This is a genomic window from Pseudomonas sp. SG20052, assembly GCF_031766055.1.
Classification (GTDB): domain Bacteria; phylum Pseudomonadota; class Gammaproteobacteria; order Pseudomonadales; family Pseudomonadaceae; genus Aquipseudomonas; species Aquipseudomonas mandelii.
Map to the genome: position 1 here is coordinate 3,467,516 of NZ_CP134498.1, position 25,072 is coordinate 3,492,587.

Genomic DNA, 25,072 nt, shown 5'->3' on the forward strand with positions numbered 1-25,072 from the left:
AGGATCGCCACCGGGCGATCTGATGGGAAGGATCCTACAGATGAAACCAATAGCTGATTAGTCCGCAACAATGCGATAGTTCGTCCCACTGATAGAACAATCGGATTTCCAATCATGCAAGACCTCAACGACCTTTACTATTTCGCCAAAGTGGTCGAAGCCGGTGGCTTCGCCGCAGCCGGGCGTTTGCTGGGGATTCCCAAATCCCGATTGTCGCGACGCATTGCCGAGCTGGAAGAACGCCTCGGCGCGCGCCTGCTGCAACGTACCACCCGGCAACTCAAGCTGACGGCGGTGGGCGAACGTTACCTGCGGCACTGTCAGGCGATGCTGCTGGAAGCCGAGATGGCCGATGAAGCCGTGGCGAGTATGTCCAGCGAACCTCGCGGACGCTTGCGGGTGTCCTGCCCCGTCGGGCTGGCCCACGAAATGCTGCCGACGGTGATCAGCCGCTTCCTCGAAAAACACCCTCAGGTGCAACTGGAAGTCATGTTGCTCAATCGCCGGGTCGACTTGGTCACCGAAGGCGTCGATGTCGCGCTGCGGGTCCGTGAGTTGGGCGATGAAGATCCGTTGCTGGTGACCCGTCGCTTGCGCCAGGCACAGATGGCGATGGTCGCCAGCCCGGCCTTCCTGCACGGACGTGAGATCAACCACCCCGAAGACCTGAAATCCTTGCCGGTGCTTGGTGCGCTGGAAGCCGACCGCCTGGTGCACATTCGCATGCTCGATCAGCAGGGAAAAAGCTACGATTTGAGCCTGGAAGCGCGATTGGGCATTGACGATTTCATCGTGCGCAAGGCCTGCACGCTCGCCGGCCAGGGGTTCACCATGCTGCCGATGATGTATTGCGAACAGGAGCTGGAAAATGGTTCGCTGGTGCAGTTGCTGCCCGACTGGTCATTGCCTGGCGGCTGGCTGCAAGCGGTCTACCCTCATCGGCGCGGGGTGATGCCGGCCGTGCGGGCCTGGATCGACCATTTGATCGAATCATTCAATGCCTGTGGGGACCGATTGATATGAAGGCTGGACGCATGAGCGAAGAGGACGTCGCGCAATTCTGTCTCGCGCTGCCCGGTGCGCGGGAAGACTACAAGTGGGGAGGCGTTCGGGTGTTTTCGATTGCCGGGAACAAGATGTTCGCCTTGCAGAACCTGCGCGGCGATTCCCTGGCGTTCAAGGTCGACAAGGATCTGTTCCTCGGGCATTGCGACCGCCCGGGCATTCACCCGGCGCCGTACCTGGCGCGGGCCCAGTGGATCATCATGCAAACGCCCTACCCGCTGGGATCCGAGGAACTTCAGGCGTTGTTGCAACGTTCCCATCAACTGGTGGTGAGCAAGCTGCCCAAGCGCACCCAGGTCAGCCTGTTGCTTTAAAGCAGTGCAAACAGGTGAGCGCCGAGGAACAGCTGGTCGATCCAGAACACCTGATGCATCAGCACAATGAGCCAGAACACCAGCTGGAACGAGACCTTGCGAGTCTTGTGCCGAAACACTTGCTGGGCCAGCAAGGCACCCGGCCATCCGCCCGCCAGCTCCACCGCGTGCAACACGTTCTCCGGTGTCCGCCAGCTGTCGGCGCGAGCCTTGCGCTTGTCGCTCCAGTACAGGAAGAACGCCAGCACGCTGACGATGCCGTAAGCCGCCAGCGGAATCAGCGACACCCCATGCAGCCACAACGACATCGAGCCTGTCAGCGGCAGCGCGCACAGGATCGCCAACACCAGCAATTTCAGCCGAGGGTGCTGGACCCGCTCGCCCCCGGACCTGCGTCCGGGATTGTTGCGCGCGCTGGAGTCATTCATGGGCGTGCGGCGGCCCAATCGACCCAGCCGAATTGCCAGGTGGCCAGGATGAACAGGCCGAACGCAATGCGATACCAGGCAAATGCCGCGTAGCTGTGGCTGCCGATGAACACCAGCAAGCCTCTGACGGCAATCATCGCGAAGATGAACGCCGTGACGAAGCCGATCGCAAACACCGGAAGATCAGCCGGTACGAACAGGTCGCGGTATTTGTAGCCCGAATACACCGCCGCACCGACCATGGTTGGCATCGCCAGAAAGAACGAGAACTCGGTGGCCGTCTTGCGCGACAACCCGAACAGCAAGCCGCCGATGATGGTCGAGCCGGAACGCGAGGTCCCGGGAATCATGGCCAGGCACTGGGCGAAACCGACTTTCAAGGCATCTTTCCAGGTGATTTCGTCGACAGTGTGGGCATGCACTTCATGCTGACGCTGCTCCGCCCACAACATCACGATCCCGCCCACAACCAACGCCGTGGCCACGGTGATCGGGTTGAACAGGTATTCGTGGATGAGATCGGCAAAAATCACCCCCAATACCACCGCAGGCAGGAAAGCGATCAACAGGTTGGCGGTAAAACGCCGGGCGTTTGGTTGTGTCGGCAAACCGACGACCACGTCGAAGATCTTTCGGCGAAATTCCCACACCACCGCCAGGATCGCCCCGAGCTGGATAATGATGTTGAAAGCCATCGCGCGTTCGCCACCGAAGTTGAGCAAGTCCGCGACTATGATTTGGTGACCGGTACTGGAAATGGGCAAAAATTCCGTCAGCCCTTCTACAACCCCTAAAATCAATGCCTGCAAGGCGGTCCAAAGTTCCATCAATCCCCCAAAGGCGATGCGACAAGGCATGCCCCATTAGTTTTTTAAGCGTTCACCGCGCCAAGCGTAGCTGAAGTCCCGCGCGCAAAGGATCCAGACGGAGCCGTAAAAACTCCGTGAAAAATCAACTTGGATTCAGGTTTTTCCGCGCGGGGCCGAAATCCTATCAGACAAGCCCCGATAACGCTGCCGCGTAATGAGACTTGGGTCGTATAGGCCCGACCGGCAAAGCGTGGTTGGATGCTGGCAATCGTTTATTACAAGAAAAAGAAATCGGAGTGACAGCGTTATGAACAGCTTGCGCAGTGTGTCGATCAGCCGACGCTTGTGGCTCATCTTGATCGTGTCGGTATTGATGTTGTTGACGTTGGGCGTGTTGATGCTCAAGCAGATCCATACCGATCTATACCAGGCAAAAGCCCAGAAAACCCAGCACGTGGTGCAGACCGCCAGCGGCATTCTGACTTACTACCACGGCCTGGAAACCGCCGGCACGCTCACCCGCGATGCCGCGCAGAAGCAGGCACTGACCGCCGTGCGCGGGCTGCGTTATGACCAGAACGACTATTTCTGGATCAACGACCTGACGCCGGTGATGGTGATGCACCCGGCCAACCCCAAACTCGATGGGCAAAACCTCTCGGCGATCCGCGACCCGGACGGTTTTGCGCTGTTCAACGAAATGGTGGCCGTCGCCAAGGCCAAAGGCGCCGGTACGGTCAACTACCGCTGGCCTAAGCCGGGCGCCAGCGACCCGGTCGGGAAAACCTCCTACGTCAAATTGTTCGAACCTTGGGGCTGGGTGATCGGTTCGGGCGTGTACATCGATGACATGCAGGCCGAGTTCTACGGCCAGGTCTGGAAGGCTTCGTTCGTCGGCCTGGTGATTGCGCTGATCATGGCGTTGCTGGTGATCATGATCGCTCGCAGCATCGTGCGACCGCTTCAGGACACGGTGAACGCCATGGCCAACATCGCCAGCGGCGAAAGCGACCTGACCCGCAGCCTCGACACCCATGGCCAGGATGAAGTCACGCAACTGGCCCGGCACTTCAATGCCTTCACTGCCAAACTGCGAGGGGTGATCAGCGAGCTGCAAGTGTCCGCCAGCGCCCTGGGCCAGTCGTCCAGCGAACTGGGCAATGACGCCGCCCAGGCCCAGGAACGCAGTCAGCAACAGTCCCAGCAGATGGAGCTGGTGGCGACTGCGATCAACGAAGTGACTTACGGTGTGCAGGACGTGGCCAAGAATGCCGAGCATGCGGCCAGCGAAATGCGCGATGCCGAATCCCAGGCGCAGCAGGGGCAAATCAACATTGATGGCAGCTTGCAGCAGATCGACAAACTGTCCGGCACCATCGATCAAGCCGTGGAAGTGATTCGCACCCTGGCCGCTGAAAGCACCCAGATTGGCAGTGTCCTGGAGGTGATCCGCTCCATCGCCGAGCAAACCAACCTGCTGGCACTCAACGCCGCCATCGAGGCTGCCCGCGCCGGTGAGCAAGGCCGTGGCTTTGCGGTGGTGGCCGATGAAGTGCGCCTGTTGGCCCAGCGTACCCAGAAGTCCACGGCGGAGATCCAGTCGATGATCGAGCGCCTGCAGACTCACTCCGAAGCGGCGGTGAAAGTGATCGGCGACAGCAGTCGAGCCTCGCAACTGACCATCGAACAGGCCGGTCTGGCCGGCGCCAGCCTCAATGCCATCGGCCAGGCGCTGCGCAACCTCAACGGGCTGAACGCATCAATCGCCAGTGCGACCCTGCAGCAAGCCCATGTGGTGGAAGACATCAATCAGAACGTCACCCAGGCGGCAGGCTTGTCCCACAGCACCGCGCTGGCGGCCGAGCAATCGAGTGTGGCCAGCGTTCGGCTCAAGGACTTGAGCGAGCAGGTGAACAGCCTGCTCAAACAGTTCCGCGTGTAAAAGCAGACTCAGAACCCTGTGGCGAGGGAGCTTGCTCCCGCTGGGCCGCGAAGCGGCCCTGAAATAGGCAATCCCGTTTTTTCAGGTAAACCGCGATAGCGCCTTTGCGACTGCTTCGCAGCCGAGCGGGAGCAATCTCCCTCGCCACAAGTGTGCGTTAGACGCCAGTTTCGGGTTGCTAACGCATTGGCCTTCTCTCTGGGTACAATCCGCCCCCTCTTTCGTTTTCACCAAGGAACCCCCATGTCCGGCCTTGAACTGTTTGCCGCCACCCTCGGCGTGATCGCCGTCTGGTTGACGGTCAAACAGAACCCCTGGTGCTGGCCGATCGGCCTGGTCATGGTGCTGCTTTATAGCTGGATCTTTTTTGAAGTGAAGCTGTATTCGGACATGCTCCTGCAAGTGATCTACGCCGCGCTGCAGCTCTACGGCTGGTGGCAATGGACCCGCGCGGGCGAAGCCAATAGCGGCCGGCAGGTCAGTCGGCTTGAGAGCAAATCGATCGCTGCGGGCCTTGCGGCCGGTGCCATCGGCAGTCTGCTGCTAGGCGCCGCCATGGCGCACTGGACAGATGCCGCGCAGCCCTGGCTTGATGCTGCGCTGACCGGTTTCAGCCTTGTGGCGCAGTTATGGATGGCGCAAAAACGCGTGCAGTGCTGGCCGTTGTGGATCGCCGTCGATGTGATTTTCGTCGGGCTGTTCATTTATAAGGACATGTACTTGACCGCCGCCCTCTATGCACTGTTCCTGCTGCTGGCCGTTCAAGGTTGGCGTGAATGGCGCGCCGACCCGGCTCTGCGCGCATGAAAGTGCTGGTGCTCGCGGGCCCTGAATCCAGCGGTAAAAGCTGGCTTTCGGGCGAGATTCACGCCAATTTTGGCGGCATATTAGTCAATGAGTACGTTCGACACTTTATCGACAGCGAAGCCCGTGAAACCCGCTACGATGACATTACATCGATAGCTCATGGCCAGCTTTCGTGGGAGGACGAAGCGCGAGCCCGGCAACCGTCACTGCTGATCCTCGATACGCACCTCTTAAGCAATATCCTTTGGAGTCGCACGTTGTTTAGCGATTGCCCGGCATGGATCGAGCAAGCATTGCTGGCCCGGCACTATGACCTGCATTTGCTGCTGAGCCCTGAAACTGTGGCCTGGCATGACGACGGGCAGCGGTGCCAGCCGCAACTGGCAGAACGCCAGGCGTTTTTTCAGGCCAGCCGTGCATGGCTTGATCTGCACCGCCAACCTTGTCAGGTGCTGCAAGGTGACTGGCAACAGCGCAAGGACGCCGCATTCGAGGCTGTGACACGTTTGCTCAAGGCCTGACCGGACTGCCCCGCCCCGCTGCAACTGTCCATTCCTGAAACACCCAATCCCACGCAAACCCGCGAACTAAAGCGGCCCGAGCGTTCCTGCAAGAAAATGTTAAGCCACTGATACAACCTGCGTTCAACGCCCCCAGCGTGCACCGCCGCCCGCATGGATGTCGTTTTTGCGTAGCTCTGTCTCAGTGGCGTTACACAATTTTTTTGACCACCCCGACAATTTAATTCAACCACTTGTTTTTAAACGAATAACCGAAAGCGGCACACCTTCTGCTCTCTACCTCGCAACGCTGATAAGGGCCAGCGTTCCATTTACAGAAGGAATTGCCGCCGTGGGGAAATTTGATAGAAGCATCTTTAGCTTGCTGTTGATCGGATGCGCGCTGGGCTCAACAGTCATCCTGCCCGTGCAGGCTGACAATGGCATCATTACTATCAAACGTGATGTGCAGACCCGCAACGCAACCATCCCGCCGCTCGTCCCCGACCCTAACCCCACGACCGTCAATGCCAACCCGTCCAGACAAATTCTCCAGCAAACGAACGAGTTGAGCGACGGCGATTTTGCCAACGTCGCCAGTGGTGCAGGCATCAACCGCCTGGTCACTCAAAACACTAACAACCTGGGCGGCAACATCAGCAACCAAACCCAACTGTCCAACCTCCCTGCCGGACGTTCGGGAAATTCAGGCAATGGCATTGCCAACATGGTCAATTCCAACATCCAGCAAGGCCTGGGTGCTCTGAAAATCATAACGGGAGACCGTTAAGATGAATCGTTCGCTGCTGATGATCGCCATGTTTTGCAGTGCATCGACCTTTGCCCAACCTCCCGTCATCAATAACGCCGACATCGACGGCTCGGGTATGCAGTACCAAGGCAACCTCACGGTCAACCAGGCGGCGGGCGATCTTCAGCAACAGGTCAACGCCCGGGCCATCGCTATTGGTACCAATGCCAGTGCGACCACGCAGATTCGCCAGCGTTTGCGCACCGTTGTCGACCCCAGAATTGATGCCCAGTCCAACATCCAGGGTGACTCCTTCAGTCACGGCAACGGCGTACTGGGTGTCAACCAGAGCGCGGGCGCCAGTAACCAGCAAGCCAACGCACTGCGGATAAGCATTAGTAAACAGCCGCAAAGCATCGACGACAGCGTCCTCATGCAACAGAACGTGGCGCTGCTCAACAACTCCGATCCAACTGACTCTGCACCAGGCCATCGCCAGGTCACTACCAGTGACCAGGCATTCACCGGTAGCCGTGGGGTGATCCAGTTGAATCAGAGCGCCGGGGTGGGAAACCGAATGGCCAATACCCTGAGCGTAAGGGTCGTGGATTGACCCGAAAAGGTAAGAAACAACACTTAACCTAAAATAAAGTACGGAGAATCACCATGAAACCTTCGATGGCACTAAAGCCTCTGGTTTTCGCAATTGCTGCGGTCATGGCTGTTGCTGTACAAGCTGGGCAAAATGATCGGCGTGGCAACCATCATGGTCATCACAACGGTGGCCAACAACAAACCCCTCCTGCAAGAATGGTCCCAATCAATGCGACTGCCAATGCGACGGACCGGCAGAACAGTACCGGCAATAGCATCTGGAATGAAGGGACAGAAAACTCGGCCGAGATGAGCAGTTCGGCCGCAGGCGCAAGCGGCAACGTCGGCGTCAACGTGGCGGCAGGTAACGGCAACCAGCAAGACAACGCCGCCGCCATCGCCAACGCAGCCTCCGACAACGCCGCGATCGATAACAGCTTTGTGTTCGGCACGGCCACTGCCACCGCTGACGTGAGGCAAGTCAGCAACAATAACCGCGTCGACAACTTTGGCTCCACCAACTCTGCCGTGATGAGCGGATCCGGCGGCGGTAGCAGCGGCAACATGGGTATCAACATTGCTGGCGGCGATCTGAACCAGCAGAAAAATACCATGGCAATTGCCAACGCCAATGCTCCACTGGGTAATGCAACCGCCACCGCGTCCGCCGTTCAAAACGGTCCCGGCCTGATCGTGAACAACAACGCTGATCGGACCTACCGCGTTGATACGATCACCGTTACCAATACGGCGAGCGGCAGTTTCTCCAAAGATAAGTCGTTTGAGGCAAGCGGCAGTCAAAGCGCTTCTTCCAGCTGGAACAAAGCCGGTTCCAAAAGCTATGACGCCAGCGGGTCAAAAAGCGTTGATATAAGCGGTTCTCACAGCAGTAATGCCAGCGGTTCCAACAGCAGCAATGCCAGCGGTTCCAACAGCAGCAATGCCAGCGGTTCTTCGAGCGCTTCTTTGAGTGCTTCCTTGAACGCTACGCTGGACGCTACTTCGGCGGCTTCCAACTCCACTACCGTCAATTTTGGCTTCGGCGACCGCACCCGCAGCTCGTCTTCCGACGCATCGCTTAACGCATCGCTCGACGCGACGCTTGATGCATCGATAGACAAATCGTATGACAGATCGCACGACTCTTCGTACGACAGATCGCGCGACTCCTCGTACGACAGATCGCGCGATTCGTCGTTCGAAAAATCGTATGACAAGTCGTACTCGAAGTCGTCTGACTCCTCGTACGAAAAATCGGGCAGCAAATCGTCCGAGTCTGAGTACGCAAAAGCGAAAGCCTACAGTGAAAGCAGCTCGTATGATTTGAGCAACACCTACTCTTATCAAGTGCTGACTCCAACTGGCTGGGCCAACCCTGTGACCAACACTGCAACCCTGAGCGGTTCGGTGAATGGCGGCAGTGGCAACCTGGGCGTCAACGTGGCGGCTGGTGTGGGCAACCAACAAAGCAACTCGTTGGCCATTTCCAACCAATCGTTCTAAATGCTGTCTCTGGAGGCCCCCTTACGGGGGCCTCTTTCAACACCATCAGGGGGCGTCCCACCATGCGCATAATCGCCTTGGCAATTTTGCTTTGCGTGGCCACCGTGATCGAGGCCGCACAAATGCCGCTCTCCATCCTGCCGGGCGGCGCGTTGGTGTACAAGCCAATCCAGAGCGTTCGCGAGCGCAAATTTGCCGACCTGGTACAACAGAAAACCGACTTCAGTTGCGGCGCTGCGGCGCTGGCGACCATCTTGCGCCAAGCCTATTGGCTGGACGTGAATGAAGAACAGATCATCGAAGGCATGCTGGCACACTCCGATCAAGATCTTGTCCGTGTCCAGGGCTTCTCCATGCTCGACATGAAGCGTTACGTGGAAAGCATCGGCATGCGAGCCCGTGGCTATCGGGTAGCACCGGAAACGTTGAGTGATATCAGAATCCCGGTAGTGGTCCTCATGGATATCCGTGGCTACAAACACTTTGTGGTCATGCAAAGAGTCCATCAGGGCTGGGTCTACATCGGAGATCCGGTGCTCGGTCATAAACGCTACAAAGTCGACGACTTCATCAAAGGCTGGAACGGCATCATCTTTGCCGTCATCGGCCAGGGTTACGACAAAACCAATGCGTTGCTCGACCCGCCCATGCCGCTGACCGCCAGGAACCGCGTCAACGCCTTTAGCCCAGTGCAGGACGCAGAGTTGATGGATTTTGGATTTATCCAAAGCGACTTCTTCTAATAACAAGGGAGCACGACGCTCCGGGAGCATCCCATGAAGACTCCAATCTGGCTGGCCGTGGTCTGCCTGGCTGCCAGCCTGCCGACCCAGGCACAGACGTTCAAACCCATTGAACTGAAGGATCAGGAACTGGCGACTCTGCGAGGCCGCTACGTCATGCCAGGACGGATTATCAGTTTCGGCATTTCGATGACCAGCACCTGGCAAAATGCCAACGGCGAAGTGATCGGCGCGACTTCCTCTATGCAAATTCAACAATCGACCATCAAGCCACAGTTCTATGTGTCGATGATCGACGAAAAAGGGAATGGATCAACCCGTTCTCAAGGCGCCAGTACGGGCACCGGCACCGTCACCGGCGGCAACGGCCTCAATACCACCGAAGGCGTCACTCAAGTCGTGCGGGCTGCCGGCGACAACAATACGGCCTACAACAACGTTGATATCAACGTCACCAAGGCAAACCAAGCGCCAGCAACGCAACAGCAGGGCCAGGCACTGGCCGCAGGCACGACATTGGTCGGCAACAATGGCGCGGGCTCAATGAGTGTTACCTCGACCGGTACGGGTGTGCAATTCAACATCGTGGCCAACAACAACCAGGGCAATACCGTACAACGCCTGGCCCAGGGTGGCCTGATGCAGAACACGACATTGCTCGGCAGTAGCAACCAGGTCCGCAACCTTACGTCCTTCAATGTCGTGCTGCGTGACAACGTGCCGTCAGCCGGATCGGTGAGCGGCAATCTGGACCAGCTCAAAGGTCTTCGCACTATCGGATTCTGATCTACGCTCAGTCTCATCAGATGTAGTCAGAAGGGACGGCTAACACATGCAACGATCTTTTACGTTCAGAGCTTTGGTATGTTTGAGTAGCCTGGCCCCGGCCACAATGCTATACGCAGCACCGGACCCCCAGGTCGAAATCCTGAAACAAGAACTCATGGAGTTGAAACAGCGTTACGAAGCTCAGCAGAACGCGTTGATGGTACTTGAGCAACGCGTTCGCCAAGTCGAAGAAACACCGCAGCCACCAGTTCCCAAGCGCCTGACCAAATCCCCCGCCGAACCCTCCCGGGGTAACCAGGCGGTCGCCGCTGGTGCGCCGGGCACCACCGGCAGCTCCTATGGCCAATCGCTCAAGGGCGATTCGGAACCTGCGCAAAGCGTTTCCAACCTGTATGACGAAGCCAGCGGCTTCTTCGGTGGCGGCAAGTTCAGCGTCGAAACCGGCCTGACCTACACGCACTACGATACCCGCGCCTTGACGCTCAACGGCTTCCTGGCCCTGGACTCGATTTTCCTCGGCAACATCAACCTCGACCGCATCAAGGCCGACAACTGGACCCTGGACCTGACTGCCCGCTACAACGTGGCACAACGTTGGCAGTTCGACATTAACGTCCCCGTGGTTTACCGCGAATCAACGTATTCCTCCGGCGGCGCTGGTGGCGCTGGTCCGGTGACGTCTGACGCCACCGTGACTCGCGACCCGACCATCGGCGATGTGAACGTTGGCGTTGCCTACAAGTTTCTGGATGAGTCGGTCAGCCTGCCCGATGCGGTCGCTACACTGCGCGTCAAGGCCCCGACCGGCAAGGACCCCTACGGTATCAAGCTGGTCAGCGACCCTACCAACGATAACCTCTCGGTCCCCGAGGATTTGCCGACCGGCAATGGTGTCTGGGCGATCACCCCGGGTATCTCGCTGGTCAAGACCTTCGACCCTGCCGTGCTGTTCGGCAGCCTGTCCTACACCTACAACGTTCAGGACTCTTTCAGCGACATCAGCCCTCAGGTCGGCTCCAAGGTAAAAGGGGACGTGAAACTGGGCGATTCCTGGCAGATCGGCGCCGGCATTGCCTTCGCCTTGAACGAGAAGATGAGTATGTCGTTCTCGTTCACCGATCAGTTCGCCCGCAAGAGCAAGATCAGGCCGGACGGTGGTGATTGGCAGTCGATTTCCAACAGCGACTACAACTCGGCCAACTTCAACATCGGCATGACCCTGGCCGCCTCCGATAACCTGACGATCGTACCCAACCTGGCCATCGGCCTGACCGACGACTCGCCAGACTTTTCCTTCAGCCTGAAATTCCCGTACTACTTCTGATCCACCACAACAAAGCCCCGCTGCGACTTCAATCCCAGCGGGGCTTTTGTGTGTGGAACATTAAATCTGCGTCTAACGGATCTGATGCTTGTGCAACAAACGGTAAAAGGTCGGCCTGGAGATCCCCAGCACTTTGGCGGCAATGCTCAAGTTATCGCTGTGGCGGTTGAGTACATCGCACAAGGCCTGGCGTTCAGCGCGGGTCTTGTAGTCTTCCAGCGTGCCCATCGGCGCAGGAATGACGTGCTGGCTGATCAGCCCAAGGTCTCGCGCTTCGATCTGCCGGCCTTCGGCCAGTACCAACCCGCGACGTACCCGGTTGGCCAGCTCGCGAACATTGCCCGGCCAGTCGTGCTTGCCCATGGCAATCAAGGCGTCGTCGCTGAAGCTGCGGGGGCGGCGGCCGGTTTCATGGCTGTAGAAGTGGGAAAAGTGGTTGGCCAGCATGGATAAGTCGCCATGACGCTCACGCAGCGGCGCGGTGACGACCTGCAATACGTTAAGGCGGTAGTACAAATCCTCACGGAAGGTTTTTTTCTCGACGGCCGCCTCAAGGTCGACATGAGTCGCCGCCAACACCCGCACATCCACCGGAATCGGCTGGCTGCCGCCGACATGCTCGATATGTTTCTCCTGCAGAAAGCGCAGCAGATTGGCTTGCAACTCCAGTGGCAGGTCACCGATCTCGTCGAGAAACAATGTGCCGCCATTCGCCGCTTCGATCCGACCGACCTTGCGTTGATGGGCGCCGGTAAAGGCGCCCTTCTCATGACCAAACAGCTCCGACTGAATCAAGTGTTCGGGAATGGCCCCGCAATTGATCGCCACAAACGGCTTGTTGTGACGCTGGGATTGTCGATGGAGCGTGCGGGCGACCAATTCTTTACCGGTTCCGCTTTCACCACGAATCAATACCGGAGACTCCGTAGGCGCCAGCTTGCTCAGTAATTTGCGCAGCTCGCGAATCGGTTTGCTGTCGCCAAGCAGCTCGTGCTCAGGCTGATCAATATGAATCGTGCCCTGCCCGCGCAGGCGCGCCATGCCGAACGCGCGGCCCAGCGTGACTTGCACCCGGGACACGTCAAACGGCAAGGTATGGAAGTCAAAAAACCATTCGCAAACGAAATCTCCGACATTTTGCAGGCGCAGGACTTCCTGGTTGAGCACGGCGATCCACTCGGTACCGCTGCGGCTGATCAGTTCTTTGACCGCTTCCGGGCGTTCCAGATGAAAAGGTTGTAATCGCAGGAGGCCGACGTCGCACGTCCGGTCGGCGGCGTTCTCCAGGGAACAGCTGTCAACATCCCAGCCCACAGAGCGAAGACCCGGCAGCAGACGATAGCAGTCGTCGCAGGGATCCACTACTAACAGACGTCGTAACGCAGGCGTTTCGATCATGACTGTTCCTTGACGCCAAACTTTAGGAAATATTATTAAAAACAGTCGTTTGGCGGATCTGGCTGTAACATTAGCAAGAATTTGACGCACCCTTGTACCGTTTGACTATAGGAACACCGCATTATTAGTTATAAGAATGAGTTTGTTAGTTACCTAACGAGTTCAACCTTTCATTCAGCTTTCAAAAACCGCTCTGCCATTGAGTATATGAAAGAAAGTTGAAATTTCTTTTGATTGAGTGTGACCTGCCCCCCGGTTGAGGGCATCAGTACAAGTAACCAGCCGAACGGTAAGCCCAACCGACGGCCTGTCACTTGATTGGGCATATAGAGAGAAGACCCCATGACTGCCCCGCTCCGTATCAACGAAGCTCTTTTGATTGCCAACCGCGCATTCCAACCTTTTCAATGCGTGGCCTGGGCCCCACAAGACGGCAATGGCGAACTCAGCCTGACCATTATCGACCGCACCAATGCCCACATTGGCCGCACACAAATTCCGAGCAGTACTTATTCCGACCCCGCGCAACTTGAACACATTCTTGAAGAAGCTCGCGCCGAACTGAGCGAGGAAGGTTACACGCTGCAATCGTGGTCGATGCCACACTAAGGACGTTGGCGGATGACTTAAGTTGTCCGCCTCTTCTCCTTTCTTTTAGCGAACTACGTCGCTCGTCACGCCCCCCCATTCCAACTTGCCCGCCACGAATTACTTGGCAGGCTTGTCAGTGGTTCGAAAAGTCACTGTTCTGGCACAAAGCGACCCTCCACCTGTGAGTTGTGACAGTTGTGCAATCGAGCGTTCAGGGATTGAATGTTCTGCACACGCAGTTGCCCTCCCGGTTCCCGGGTTTCGGTCAGCTCGCAAGGAGATGCGCGCATGCCCACCCTGACTGCTTTTGCCCGACCTGCCGCGCAGCGCACGGCCGGCCTCCTCGATAAAAGCTTCGCCTCCAATGGCAAAACCCAAGTGTATTTCGCCGGCAGTACGTCGAGCATCGCCAACGGCGTGGCGATCGACTCGAGCGGTCGCGTACTGGTGGCGGCGAAAGTCGGCACTCGAGGGGGCCATTGCTTTGGCCTGGCTCGCTTGCTTGAAGACGGTTCGGCAGACCTTGCATTCGGCGCTCATGGCAGCGTCATCGGGCAATTTCAGCGCGGTCATGAGGCCATGGCGGGAAAAGTCCTCGTATTGGGCGACGGGAACATCCTGGTCGCCGGCCTGCACTATGAAGACGCTCATCGGACGCTGCCGGCCTTGGCGCTGTTCGACGCGCAAGGTCACCCGGTCAGGGACTTTGGCGACAATGGATGCTGCGTCATACGCCTGCCGGGGAATCTGTCCCAGGGCGTGCGCGACGCCTGGCTCCCTCCCGGCGTACCGGGGGCCGAAGCCTGCGACGTCCAGGTACAGGCTGACGGCCGAATCCTGCTGCTGGCCAATCACCCTTTCGAACTGGCCGATCACGTCGGCCTGCTGATTCGCCTGACCGACACTGGCGAACTCGACACCACCTTCAACGGCCGCGGCTTTGTCATGGTCAGGCATTTGCTGATGAACACCTGGCTCAGCAGCCTGCTGTTGCAGCGGGACGGCCGGATCATGGTCGGTGGATCGATCAACTTCCCTGAAGAAGGCTTGCTGGCGCGCTACCTGCCCGACGGCAGTCTGGATGATCACTTCGCCGTGGATGGTTTCATGACTTTCAGTGTTGAGGGGCACAGCGCTCAGGTCAGCCAGATCGTCCAGCAGGAAAATGGTGATTTGCATTGTTTTGGCAGCAGCCGCGACCCGATGCATTGCCTGGCGCTGACACTGCACAGCAACGGTCGCCCGGACGTTCATTGCAACGGTGGCCAGCCACACCTGCTGAAAATCGGACCCAGTGGCTGCCAGTGGAACGCCGCCCAACTCCAGCCGGACGGCCGTGTGCTGGCGGTTGGCGCCACGATTGGCGGAGTCGAAGCCGACTTTCTTCTGGCTCGGTACTTGCCGGGCGGGCAACTCGATCCTGGTTTTGCCGAGGGCACTTGTTGGGTTCGCACCCGTCTGGGGCGCAGCCTGGACACCGCCACATCAGTGGCCGTACAGCCGAATGGAGGCATCGTCGTAGGCGGTTATTCGCTGGACGGCAATTACCGGGCGATTGTGGTGCGCTATCTCGGCTAAGCCGACGACTTTTCCCACACTTGATCTTCCCTTCGGCTTACGGCAAGTTGCGCGCTTCTTAATACAAGGAGTAGCCGATGTCCGGTTCAATGGCCCAGGCCTTCGCGCACAACTTTCTAGGCCACTCGCCTCGCTGGTACAAGGCGAGCATTGTCGGTTTCCTGATTCTCAACGCCCTGGTGTTGTGGACCGTCGGTCCGGTGGCGGCCGGTTGGCTGCTGGTGCTGGAGTTCATCTTCACCCTGGCCATGGCGCTCAAATGTTATCCGCTGATGCCGGGCGGGTTGCTGCTGATTGAAGCGCTGCTGCTGAAAATGACCACGCCCCAGGCACTCTATGACGAACTGGTGCACAACTTTCCGGTGATCCTGCTGCTGATGTTCATGGTGGCAGGCATCTACTTCATGAAAGACCTGCTGCTGTTTCTGTTCTCGCGCCTGCTGCTGGGGGTTCGTTCCAAGGCCCTGCTGGCCTTGATGTTCTGCTTTCTCTCGGCGTTTCTGTCGGCATTCCTCGATGCCCTGACGGTGACGGCGGTGATCATCAGTGCCGCCGTGGGGTTTTACTCGGTGTATCACCGCGTCGCCTCGGGCAATGATCCGCGTCAGGACAGTGAGTTCAGTAATGACCAGCACCTGCCCAAATTGCACCACGACGACCTCGATCAGTTCCGTGCTTTCCTGCGTAGCCTGCTGATGCACGGTGCCGTGGGCACGGCATTGGGTGGCGTCTGTACGCTGGTCGGCGAGCCGCAAAACCTGTTGATCGGCCATGAAATGGGCTGGCACTTCGCCGAGTTTTTCCTGAAGGTTGCCCCGGTGTCGCTGCCCGTGCTGGCAGCGGGCCTGGTGACGTGCGTGCTGTTGGAGAAACTGCGCTGGTTCGGTTATGGCACGCTGCTGCCGGACAACGTGCGCGCGGTGTTGGCCAACTATGCCGCCGAAGACAATGCCGAACGCACTTCACGCCAGCGCGCAGCGTTGCTGGTGCAAGGCGCGGCGGCGTTGTTCCTGATTGCCGGGCTGGCATTTCATATCGCCGAGGTCGGCCTGATCGGCTTGATGGTGATCGTGTTGATCACCGCCTTCACCGGCATCACCGACGAGCACCGCATCGGCAACGCGTTCAAGGACGCCATGCCGTTCACGGCCCTGTTGGTGGTGTTCTTCGCGGTGGTTGCGGTCATCCACGATCAGCAGCTGTTCACGCCGCTGATCCAGTGGGTGCTGGCGCTGCCGGCCGATCAACAGCCGGGCATGTTGTTCTTTGCCAACGGTTTGCTGTCGGCCATCAGCGACAACGTGTTTGTGGCGACCATTTACATCACCGAAGTGAAACAGGCGTTCATCTCCGGCAATATGAGCCGCGAGCATTTTGAAACGCTGGCCATTGCGATCAATACCGGCACCAACTTGCCGAGCGTGGCGACACCCAATGGCCAGGCGGCGTTTCTGTTTTTGCTGACGTCGGCGATTGCGCCGCTGATTCGCCTGTCGTATGGGCGGATGGTATGGATGGCGGTGCCGTACACGGTGGTGATGGGTGTGCTGGGTTGGTACGCCGTGAGTTTCTGGCTTTGAGTTAGCAGGTTTGACGCCTTCGCGGGCAAGCCTCGTTCCCACAGGTCAGTGTAGGAGCGAGGCTTGCCCGCGAAGAACGATAACGCGGTTTAACCCGCGCTGAGGATGTATTGCTCGATCGCCTGGGCCGCGCCGTCTTCGGTATTGGCACCTGTCACCACGTCGGCCTGGCGCTTCACCGCTTCTTCCGCCTGCCCCATGGCAATTGACAACCCGGCACGATGAAACATCGCCGGGTCATTGCCGCCATCGCCCATCGCGGCAGTCTGCTCCAGCGGCACACCGAGAAACTCCGCCAGTGTCGCCAGTGCGGCACCCTTGTTGGCGAGCATCGCTGTCACGTCCAGGTACACCGGTTGCGACCGCGAGACTTGTGCCTGGCCTTCCACTTTCGGCAGCAGCTGCGCTTCCAGCTCAATCAACAACTGCGTGTTGTGGCTGGTGGCAACAATCTTGTCGATGCGCGTCAGATACGGCTCGAAACTCTCGACCACCACCGGCGGATAGCCGAGGCCGTGCTGTTCGCGTGGGACCATCGGCCCGTGCGGGTCTTTCAGCAACCAGTCACCGCCACTGAACACCCAGATTTCCACGTCCGCCTGATCGGCAAACAGCGCCAACGCCGTCAGCGCAGCCGTGGCCGGCAAATAATGCGCGACCAGCACGCTGCCGTCCGGATGGACGATCGTGCCGCCATTGAATGCCGCCGTCGGCAGGTCGACACCGAGGGCTTCGATCTGCTGCAGCATGGCTTTCGGTGGACGCCCGGTGGCCAGGCTGAACAGCACGCCGGCCTCACGTAACGAACGGACGGCCTCGATGGTGCGCTGACTGAGGCTGTGATCGGGCAGCAGCAAAGTGCCGTCCATGTCGCTCAGCAGAAAACGGATGGATTGTGGCGTGACGTCACTCATCCGAGGCTGTGCCAGACGCGACCGTCGCGGGCCAGCAGTTCATCAGCCGCCTCCGGGCCGTTCTCGCCCGCCGGATAGCGCTGCACGCTCGCGTCCTGCTGCCAGGCATCGAGGAATGGCTGCACGGCGCGCCAGCCGTTCTCGATGTTGTCGGCGCGCTGGAACAGTGTCTGATCACCCGTCAGGCAATCGTAGATCAGCGTTTCGTAGCCGGTGGACGGCTGCATTTCAAAGAAATCCTTGTAGGCAAAACCCAGCTCGATGTTGGCCATTTTCAAGGCCGGCCCGGGCCGCTTGGCCAACAGGTCGAACCACATGCCTTCGTTGGGTTGAATCTGAATCCGCAGGTAGGTCGGTTGCAGCTCATCGACCTCGGTATCGCGGAACTGCGCGTAGGGCGCAGGTTTGAAGCAGATGACGATCTCGGTGTCACGCACGCTCATGCGTTTGCCGGTGCGCAGGTAAAACGGCACGCCGACCCAACGCCAGTTGTCGATCATGACCTTGAGCGCGACGTAGGTTTCGGTGTTGCTGTCGGACGCTACGTTGGCTTCCTCACGATAACCCGCCAAGGACTTGCCATCGAGTTCGCCGGCCGTGTATTGGCCACGCACCGAGTTGGCTCGCGCCTCTTCCGTGGACCACGGACGTATCGCGCCGACCACTTTGGCCTTCTCGCCACGGACCGCATCGGCGCCAAAGGCTGCCGGCGGTTCCATCGCGACCATTGCCAGCAACTGGAACAAGTGATTGGGCACCATGTCCCGCAAGGCGCCCGTGTGTTCATAAAAACTGCCACGGGTTTCCACGCCGACGGTTTCGGCGGCGGTGATCTGCACGTGGTCGATGTAATGGTTGTTCCAGAAGGCTTCGAACAGGCTGTTGGAGAACCGGCTGATCAAAATGTTCTGCACGGTTTCCTTGCCCAGGTAGTGATCGATCCGGTAGATCTGGTTTTCCGACATCACCTTGAGCAGACATGCATTCAACGCTTCGGCGGTGTGCAGATCGGAGCCGAACGGTTTTTCTATCACCACCCTTCTGAACGCTTCGGGTGTCTCTTGCAGCAAGCCGGCGGTGCCGAGGCGGCGCACCACTTCACTGAAGAAACGTGGCGCGGTGGCCAGGTAGAACACCGCATTGCCCGTGCCGCTGGCGGCGATTTTCGCCGCCAGCGCTTGATATGTGCTGTCGTCCAGGAAATCGCCCTGGACGTAGCTGATGCCTTTGGCCAGTTTGGCCCACAGCGCCGGGTCAAGGGCTTCATCGCCCTTGCCGACTTTGGTGGCCGCTTCGGTGCGGATGAAATCTTCAAGCTTCTGCGCAAAGGCTTCGTCACTGATGGCGTTGTGGTCAACGCCGATGATCCGCAGTCCATCGCCTAGCAGACCGTCGCGACTCAGGTTGTACAGCGCCGGCATCAGCAAGCGCTTGACCAGGTCACCATGGGCACCGAACAGAAACAGCGTGGTCGGTGGTGCGGGTTCTGCTTTCGATTTATTGCGGATCAGACGGGTCATTTTTTCGAAGTCTCCACGTGGCCGCCGAAGCCGAAGCGCTGGGCCGAGAGGATCTTGTCGCCAAAGGTGCCTTGCCCGCGCGAACGGTAGCGTGAGAACAGCGAGTTCGACAGCACCGGTACAGGCACCGATTGCTCCATGGCGGCTTCGATGGTCCAGCGGCCTTCACCGCTGTCAGCCACGGAGCCGGAGTACCCGTCGAGTTTCGGATCGCTGGCCAGTGCGTCGGCGGTCAGGTCGAGCAACCACGACGACACCACGCTGCCACGGCGCCAGACTTCGGCGATGTCGGCCACGTTCAGGTCGAAACGTTGGTCTTCCGGCAGGTTTTCGCTGGCCTTGGTCTTGAGGATGTCGAAGCCTTCGGCGAAGGCCTGCATCATTCCGTACTCGATGCCGTTGTGGATCATCTTCACGAAATGGCCAGAGCCGGCAGGGCCGGCGTGGATGTAACCGCGCTCGGCGCGATCGTCTTCCGACTTGCGGTCCTTGGTACGCGGGATGTCGCCCATGCCGGGGGCCAGGCTGTCGAACAGCGGATCAAGGCGTTTCACCACCTCGGCTTCGCCGCCGATCATCATGCAGTAACCGCGCTCCAGGCCCCAGACGCCGCCGGATGTGCCGACATCGACGTAGTGCAGGCCTTTTTCCGACAGGGTTTTCGCCCGGCGGATGTCGTCCTTATAGAAGGTGTTGCCGCCGTCGATGATGGTGTCGCCGGCTTCGAGCAAGGTGCTCAGGGAGTCAATGGTGTCTTCGGTCGGCGCACCGGCCGGCAGCATGACCCACACCGCACGTGGCTTGGCCAGGCCTGCGACCAGCGCCGGCAAGTCGATGACGCCCTTGGCGCCTTCTGCGGCCAGGGTGTCGACGAAGGCGGTATTGCGGTCGTAAACAACGGTGGTATGCCCGTTGAGCATCAGGCGACGCGCAATATTTCCGCCCATGCGGCCCAGTCCAATAATCCCGAGTTGCATGTGCTGATGCTCCCTACTACAAATAAAGTGTGTCAAAGGTTATAGCCCAACGCGACCAATGAGGGTTAGTCCAGAGCGTTGGCGTGAAGTTTCCGGGCATTGTGCCCGATCCTGACTGATAACGTCGGAAATCGAACTCAAGACACAACGACCATGAAAAATAAAAAAGTTCCCTTCAGGGGCAAAAGAAATCAAAATCGGTGCCGATAGTAATACAGCACCCGATGTCGGGGCGGTTTTACAGTTGATGCACGCCATTTGCGAGGTGAGCAATGGGCACAGTACAAGCAGCACGGCCAGCACAAACCCTTTACGTCACGATCCGTCGTGATGAATTGCGCCAGTTGAAAGAAGAGCGCGACCTGTTGAAGCAGGAGCTCGCGCAGCTGCGCTTACTCACACAAAGCTCTTCGGCTCAGCCCTTGCCCGTCACCGCGCGCGCACCACACGCCTGATCCCCCGCCTGACTCGGAAACAGCCTTCTGCTGTTTCCGACACCGCTTCCCAGCCTTGCCGTTTGCGGCAACTCACAAAGTTTTCACATCGACGTGTTGATACTCCGGCTCATTATGGCCGCTCGGTATCCGTGCGGTTTCCGTTCGTCGGCAACATGGAAGGCTCCCGACGGGTCGACGCGATTTGATTTTTTTGGCTGGAGCGCTGAATGACTGTGTTTAAACGCAGCAATACGACTGCGAAAGGTTTTGATTGGGCAGGATTTCTCTGGTTGTTCCTGTTCTTCTGGTATTTTTCCGGCATCACCCAATTACTCATTCAATTGACGGGCACCTCGGGCTTCACCGGGTTCCGCCAAGCCTTTGTGATGAGCGCCATCTGGCTTGCACCGATGCTGCTGTTCCCTAGACAGACTCGTGTCATGGCCGCGGTGATCGGCGTGGTGCTGTGGGCCTGCTCGATGGCCAGCCTGGGTTACTTCTTCATCTATCAGCAGGAATTCTCCCAGAGCGTCATCTTCATCATGTTCGAATCGAACATCAGTGAAGCGGGCGAGTACATGACCCAGTATTTCGCCTGGTGGATGGTGGCGGCGTTCCTCGCCCACACGCTGTTTGCTTATTTCCTGTGGACCCGCTTGCGCCCGGTGTACATGCCCCGTGGACGTGCGCTGGTGGCTGCAACCGCCATTCTGGTGGCCGTGGTCGGTTACCCGCTGATCAAGCAAACCGCGCGTACCGGCAGCCTGGCTGGTGGCTTCGAGAAATTCGAAACCCGTATCGAGCCGGCGGTGCCTTGGCAGATGGCTGTGGCGTATCACCGTTACCTCGACACCCTGGCCGGCATGCAAGACATGCTCGACAGCGCGAGCAAGATTCCACCGCTCAAGAACCTCAAGGACACGATGGCCAACCAGCCAGCGACCCTGGTGCTGGTGATCGGCGAGTCCACCAACCGTCAGCGCATGAGCCTCTATGGCTACCCGCGTGAAACCACGCCGGAACTGGACAAGCTCAAGGATCAGATGGCGGTCTTCGACAACGTCATCACCCCGCGCCCGTACACCATCGAGGCGTTGCAGCAGGTGCTGACGTTCGCCGACGAAGAAAACCCGGACCTTTACCTGTCCACGCCGTCCGTGGTCAGCATGATGAAACAGGCCGGTTACAAGACCTTCTGGATCACCAACCAGCAAACCATGACCAAGCGCAACACCATGCTCACCACGTTCTCCGAACAAGCCGACGAGCAGGTGTACCTGAACAACAATCGCAACCAGAACGCCGCGCAGTACGATGGCGACGTCATCGCGCCATTTAACAAGGCCCTGGCAGACGCCGCACCGCGCAAGCTGATCGTGGTGCATTTGCTCGGCACGCACATGAGCTATCAGTACCGGTACCCGCCGACCTTCAACAAGTTCACCGATCGCAAAGGCGTGCCGGAAGGCGTGCGTGACGACCAGGTACCAACGTACAACAGCTATGACAACGCCGTGCTGTACAACGACTTCGTGGTGTCCAGCCTGATCAAGGATTACGCCAAGTCAGATCCGAACGGCTTCCTGATGTACCTCTCGGACCACGGCGAAGATGTCTTCGACTCCGTGGGCCACAGCACGCTGGGACGCAACGAGGCCAAGCCGACGGCGCCGATGTACACCATTCCGTTCATGGCCTGGGCTTCGCCGAAATGGCGTGAAACCCACGACTGGAGTTTTGCCGGTGACCTCGCGCGGCCTTACAGCAGCTCGCAGCTGATCCACACCTGGGCGGACTTGGCGGGCCTGAGTTTTGATGAGCTGGACCGCAGCAAGAGCCTGGTCAGCGACAGCTTCACGCCGCGTCCGTTGATGATCGGCAATCCGTATGAGCGTCAGTCGCGCCCGCTGATCGACTTCAGCCTGATGAAACCGAAAAGCACGTCGACCGATCCGGCAGTCGCGCAGAAATGATGCCCTGAGGGATCGGCGCCGATCTTTCACTCTGTCGAGAACCCTGCGGGAGCTTGCTCCCACAGGGTTACACCAGCCCCGCCTTAACGTCTCCGAAACATCTTAAAATAACAATAATTCTCGTTTAGACCTAAATCCCCTCTCCCCCCTTCGTCTTTGAACAAACGGAATTTTTCCCTCGAAGACAAGGAGTCGGCTGCGATGTTCGCGCCTATCACCCGTTCCATAACCTTTACCCTGGGCCTGTGCAGTGCTGCGCTGAGCCCCGACCTGCTGGCTGAAACTGCCCCGGATCAAGAGCCGAGCCGCACCCTTGAACTGGGTGCAACCAATGTGACAGCCCAGGGATTGGGCAGCACCACCGAAAACACCGAGTCATACACCACCGGTGCCATGAGCACCGCTACGCGGCTCAACCTGTCGATCAAGGAAACGCCGCAATCGGTGTCCGTGGTCACGCGCCAGCAAATGGACGACTTCAAACTCGGCACGCTTTCCGAAGCCATGAGCCAGACCACCGGCGTAGTGGTTCAGCACAACGATTCGGACCGCGTCAGCTATTCGTCCCGCGGTTACTCGATCAACAACTTCCAGATCGATGGAATGCTCAACACCTTCAGCTACATGAAGTCCGATTCCGACACCATTATTTACGACCGCATCGAAGTGGTTCGCGGCGCGACCGGCCTGACCACGGGCGCCGGCGATCCTTCCGCGACGATCAACATGGTGCGCAAACGGCCGACCGCACAATGGGAGGCCCAGACCGGTGTCAGCGGCGGCAGCTATGACGATTACTACAGTTACGTCGATGTCGGCGGACCGCTGGCCTTCGACGGCCGCCTGCGCGGACGCGGTGTGCTGGCTTATCGCGACAGCGGTTCCTACCGAGACAAGTACGCGTTGCAACGGGAAGTCGGCTACGGGATTCTCGAAGCCGACCTGACCGATGACACCGTGCTGGCCGTGGGATACGACTACCAAAACAAACAGGTGCAAGGCACCTCTTGGGGCACTGTGCCCTACTGGAATGCTGACGGCAGCAAAGCCAACCTCGGACGCTCCACCAACATGGCCACGCCGTGGAGTTCCTGGCCACTGAAAGACAAGACCGCGTTTGCCACGCTGGACCAGCAACTGGGCGCCGGCTGGCACCTCAAGGCCGCTTACACCCACCGTGAGAGTGACACCGACGGCAAGATCTACTACGGCGGTGGCGGCTTCCCCGAGGCAGATCGCAGCGGCATGATCGCCAACGTCAGCCACATGGTCGGCACGCAAAAAATGAAAGCCTATGACTTCAACGTGTCCGGCCCTTATTCGCTGTTCGGGCGTGAGCACGAAATGATGATCGGCTATGGCGAAGCCGAACGCAGCGAAGACAACCCTTACACGGTAGACGGCCCGCGGTCGCCGGATTACGAGAAAGTCCCCGACTGGAAGTACATGGGTGGCATTCCCAAATTCCCGGACACCGTCACCGGCCTGAAAGGCTCCGATGAAAACACCCGGCAAAAGGCCGGTTACCTGGCCACGCGCCTGACCCTGACCGACGACCTGCATGCGGTACTCGGCAGTCGCTATGGCACGTGGGAAATTTCAAGAAAGGCCAACCAATACGACGGCAATCTGCAACTGACCGGTGTCGAATCCACCAGCCAGAAGCACAACGACATGTGGACACCGTACGCCGGGCTGCTCTACGACATCACGCCTGAATACACCGCTTATGTCAGCTACACCGATATTTTCAAGCCGCAGGACGAGCGTGACAGCAATCACAACTACCTCGATCCAGTGGTCGGCAGCAACTATGAACTGGGGCTCAAGGGCAGCCTGCTCGAAGAGCGACTGAACCTCGCCACCGCGGTGTTCTGGAGCAAGCAGGATAACGTGGCCGAACTCGACGACTCGGTGCCACCGGACCCGGTCACCGGTGAGGAGTTCTTCAAATCGGGCGGCAAAGGCAACAAAGTCCAGGGTTTCGAAGCCGAGGTCTCAGGTGAAGTGATGGCAGGCTGGAACATGACGGCCGGCTACACCTACACCCACTCGGCCAATGGCGAGAAGCAGCGCAACAACACCAACCAGCCGTTGAACATGTTCCGCTTCTCCACGGCTTATCGCTTGCCCGGCGACTGGCAGGCACTGACCGTGGGCGGCGCCGTGAACTGGCAAAGCGACGTCTACCGCGCCGCCAGACGCCCGGTCGGCCGTGGCGCCGATGGCGAGATCATTACCGCCAGCACCCACATCCGTCAGGAGGCCTACACGGTGGTCAAACTGATGTCGCGCTACGCATTTGATCAGCACCTGTCGGCTTCGCTGAACGTCGACAACCTGTTCGACAAGAAGTATTACGACAACGTCGGCTTCTACAACGGCGTCTACTGGGGTGACCCGCGCACGGTCACCCTGAGCCTGGACTGGAAGCTCTGACGCAGATCATATCCAGCTGACGGAATCGGCGGATAATGGCTTGGCAACATTGGTTCATGGACGAAAGAGCACCCTATCCGCAGTAGGAGGCACACC

At 58.8% G+C, this 25,072-nt stretch carries 23 protein-coding genes; 17 read left to right on the forward strand and 6 right to left on the reverse strand.

Annotated elements, in window-relative coordinates; genetic code table 11:
- Positions 1-114 precede the first annotated feature (114 nt).
- Both RHP74_RS15855 and RHP74_RS15860 read left to right on the forward strand, forming a co-directional pair.
- The gene (locus RHP74_RS15855; protein ID WP_010460527.1) at positions 115-1,023 is read left to right on the forward strand and encodes a LysR substrate-binding domain-containing protein; all 909 of its coding nucleotides are present in this window, start codon (positions 115-117) and stop codon (positions 1,021-1,023) included.
- Positions 1,020-1,379, forward strand: coding sequence for an MmcQ/YjbR family DNA-binding protein (locus RHP74_RS15860; protein ID WP_083376688.1), 360 nt, complete (start codon positions 1,020-1,022; stop codon positions 1,377-1,379). Before RHP74_RS15855 ends, RHP74_RS15860 begins: the two co-directional genes overlap by 4 nt.
- On the opposite strand, the gene RHP74_RS15865 is transcribed toward RHP74_RS15860, so the two are convergent.
- Positions 1,376-1,807, reverse strand: coding sequence for a DUF1294 domain-containing protein (locus RHP74_RS15865; protein WP_077747804.1), 432 nt, complete (start codon positions 1,805-1,807; stop codon positions 1,376-1,378). The genes RHP74_RS15860 and RHP74_RS15865 overlap by 4 nt on opposite strands.
- Positions 1,804-2,634 (reverse strand): undecaprenyl-diphosphate phosphatase, encoded by an 831-nt coding sequence (locus RHP74_RS15870; RefSeq protein ID WP_042932039.1) that lies wholly within the window; start codon positions 2,632-2,634, stop codon positions 1,804-1,806. Before RHP74_RS15870 ends, RHP74_RS15865 begins: the two co-directional genes overlap by 4 nt.
- Before the next feature lie 289 nt (positions 2,635-2,923).
- Between RHP74_RS15870 and RHP74_RS15875 the strand changes: the two genes are divergently transcribed.
- The 9 genes from RHP74_RS15875 to RHP74_RS15915 all read left to right on the forward strand — a co-directional run bounded on the left by RHP74_RS15875 (position 2,924) and on the right by RHP74_RS15915 (position 11,569).
- Entirely contained in the window at positions 2,924-4,558 is a 1,635-nt protein-coding gene (locus RHP74_RS15875) for a methyl-accepting chemotaxis protein (protein WP_282411106.1), read from the forward strand.
- 243 nt (positions 4,559-4,801) lie between these two features.
- Positions 4,802-5,365 carry a nicotinamide riboside transporter PnuC gene (pnuC, locus tag RHP74_RS15880; RefSeq protein WP_282411105.1) on the forward strand — a complete coding sequence of 188 codons (564 nt, stop codon included), beginning with the start codon at positions 4,802-4,804 and terminating at the stop codon, positions 5,363-5,365.
- Positions 5,362-5,886: an AAA family ATPase gene (locus RHP74_RS15885; protein ID WP_010460539.1), complete on the forward strand. Its 525-nt coding sequence runs from the start codon at positions 5,362-5,364 to the stop codon at positions 5,884-5,886. Before pnuC ends, RHP74_RS15885 begins: the two co-directional genes overlap by 4 nt.
- A 331-nt stretch (positions 5,887-6,217) precedes the next feature.
- Positions 6,218-6,655: a hypothetical protein gene (locus RHP74_RS15890; RefSeq protein WP_145307871.1), complete on the forward strand. Its 438-nt coding sequence runs from the start codon at positions 6,218-6,220 to the stop codon at positions 6,653-6,655.
- A 1-nt stretch (position 6,656) separates the two neighbouring features.
- Positions 6,657-7,229, forward strand: a complete 573-nt coding sequence (locus tag RHP74_RS15895) for an adhesin (RefSeq protein WP_172791054.1) — start codon at positions 6,657-6,659, stop codon at positions 7,227-7,229.
- A 53-nt stretch (positions 7,230-7,282) separates the two neighbouring features.
- Positions 7,283-8,713: a heme utilization protein gene (locus RHP74_RS15900; protein ID WP_145307683.1), complete on the forward strand. Its 1,431-nt coding sequence runs from the start codon at positions 7,283-7,285 to the stop codon at positions 8,711-8,713.
- 62 nt (positions 8,714-8,775) lie between these two features.
- Complete coding sequence (locus RHP74_RS15905; protein WP_145307686.1) at positions 8,776-9,456, forward strand: C39 family peptidase; 681 nt, start codon at positions 8,776-8,778, stop codon at positions 9,454-9,456.
- A gap of 33 nt (positions 9,457-9,489) precedes the next feature.
- Positions 9,490-10,242, forward strand: a complete 753-nt coding sequence (locus RHP74_RS15910) for a hypothetical protein (RefSeq protein ID WP_311095791.1) — start codon at positions 9,490-9,492, stop codon at positions 10,240-10,242.
- Positions 10,243-10,288: 46 nt separating this feature from the next.
- Complete coding sequence (locus RHP74_RS15915) at positions 10,289-11,569, forward strand: hypothetical protein (protein ID WP_311095792.1); 1,281 nt, start codon at positions 10,289-10,291, stop codon at positions 11,567-11,569.
- A gap of 72 nt (positions 11,570-11,641) precedes the next feature.
- Here RHP74_RS15915 and RHP74_RS15920 read toward each other — a convergent pair whose 3' ends face one another.
- Complete coding sequence (locus RHP74_RS15920) at positions 11,642-12,967, reverse strand: sigma-54 dependent transcriptional regulator (protein WP_010460554.1); 1,326 nt, start codon at positions 12,965-12,967, stop codon at positions 11,642-11,644.
- A 342-nt stretch (positions 12,968-13,309) separates the two neighbouring features.
- Between RHP74_RS15920 and RHP74_RS15925 the strand changes: the two genes are divergently transcribed.
- From RHP74_RS15925 to nhaB, 3 genes are all read left to right on the forward strand, one after another.
- Positions 13,310-13,576, forward strand: a complete 267-nt coding sequence (locus tag RHP74_RS15925) for a hypothetical protein (RefSeq protein ID WP_311095793.1) — start codon at positions 13,310-13,312, stop codon at positions 13,574-13,576.
- Positions 13,577-13,846: 270 nt separating this feature from the next.
- Positions 13,847-15,136: a hypothetical protein gene (locus RHP74_RS15930; protein WP_311095794.1), complete on the forward strand. Its 1,290-nt coding sequence runs from the start codon at positions 13,847-13,849 to the stop codon at positions 15,134-15,136.
- 77 nt (positions 15,137-15,213) lie between these two features.
- Positions 15,214-16,716, forward strand: coding sequence for a sodium/proton antiporter NhaB (nhaB, locus tag RHP74_RS15935; protein WP_311095795.1), 1,503 nt, complete (start codon positions 15,214-15,216; stop codon positions 16,714-16,716).
- An 89-nt stretch (positions 16,717-16,805) separates the two neighbouring features.
- Here nhaB and RHP74_RS15940 read toward each other — a convergent pair whose 3' ends face one another.
- The 3 genes from RHP74_RS15940 to gnd are packed head-to-tail and all read right to left on the reverse strand — an operon-like array spanning position 16,806 to position 20,127.
- Positions 16,806-17,630, reverse strand: coding sequence for an HAD family hydrolase (locus RHP74_RS15940; RefSeq protein WP_311095796.1), 825 nt, complete (start codon positions 17,628-17,630; stop codon positions 16,806-16,808).
- Positions 17,627-19,150 (reverse strand): glucose-6-phosphate dehydrogenase, encoded by a 1,524-nt coding sequence (gene zwf, locus RHP74_RS15945; protein ID WP_169857705.1) that lies wholly within the window; start codon positions 19,148-19,150, stop codon positions 17,627-17,629. The genes RHP74_RS15940 and zwf overlap by 4 nt, the downstream gene beginning before the upstream one ends.
- Positions 19,147-20,127, reverse strand: a complete 981-nt coding sequence (gnd, locus tag RHP74_RS15950; RefSeq protein ID WP_010460565.1) for a phosphogluconate dehydrogenase (NAD(+)-dependent, decarboxylating) — start codon at positions 20,125-20,127, stop codon at positions 19,147-19,149. Before gnd ends, zwf begins: the two co-directional genes overlap by 4 nt.
- A 272-nt stretch (positions 20,128-20,399) precedes the next feature.
- Here gnd and RHP74_RS15955 point away from each other — a divergent pair, with 272 nt between their 5' ends.
- The 3 genes from RHP74_RS15955 (at position 20,400) to RHP74_RS15965 (ending at position 24,976) form a co-directional block, all read left to right on the forward strand.
- The gene (locus RHP74_RS15955; RefSeq protein WP_077747795.1) at positions 20,400-20,582 is read left to right on the forward strand and encodes a DUF6026 family protein; all 183 of its coding nucleotides are present in this window, start codon (positions 20,400-20,402) and stop codon (positions 20,580-20,582) included.
- Positions 20,583-20,791: 209 nt separating this feature from the next.
- On the forward strand, positions 20,792-22,537 hold the full coding sequence (locus RHP74_RS15960; RefSeq protein ID WP_311095797.1) for a phosphoethanolamine transferase CptA: 1,746 nt from the start codon (positions 20,792-20,794) through the stop codon (positions 22,535-22,537).
- 201 nt (positions 22,538-22,738) lie between these two features.
- A complete protein-coding gene (locus tag RHP74_RS15965) occupies positions 22,739-24,976 on the forward strand; it encodes a TonB-dependent siderophore receptor (RefSeq protein WP_311095798.1) in 2,238 nt (745 codons plus the stop codon).
- The last annotated feature ends 96 nt before the right edge of the window (positions 24,977-25,072 follow it).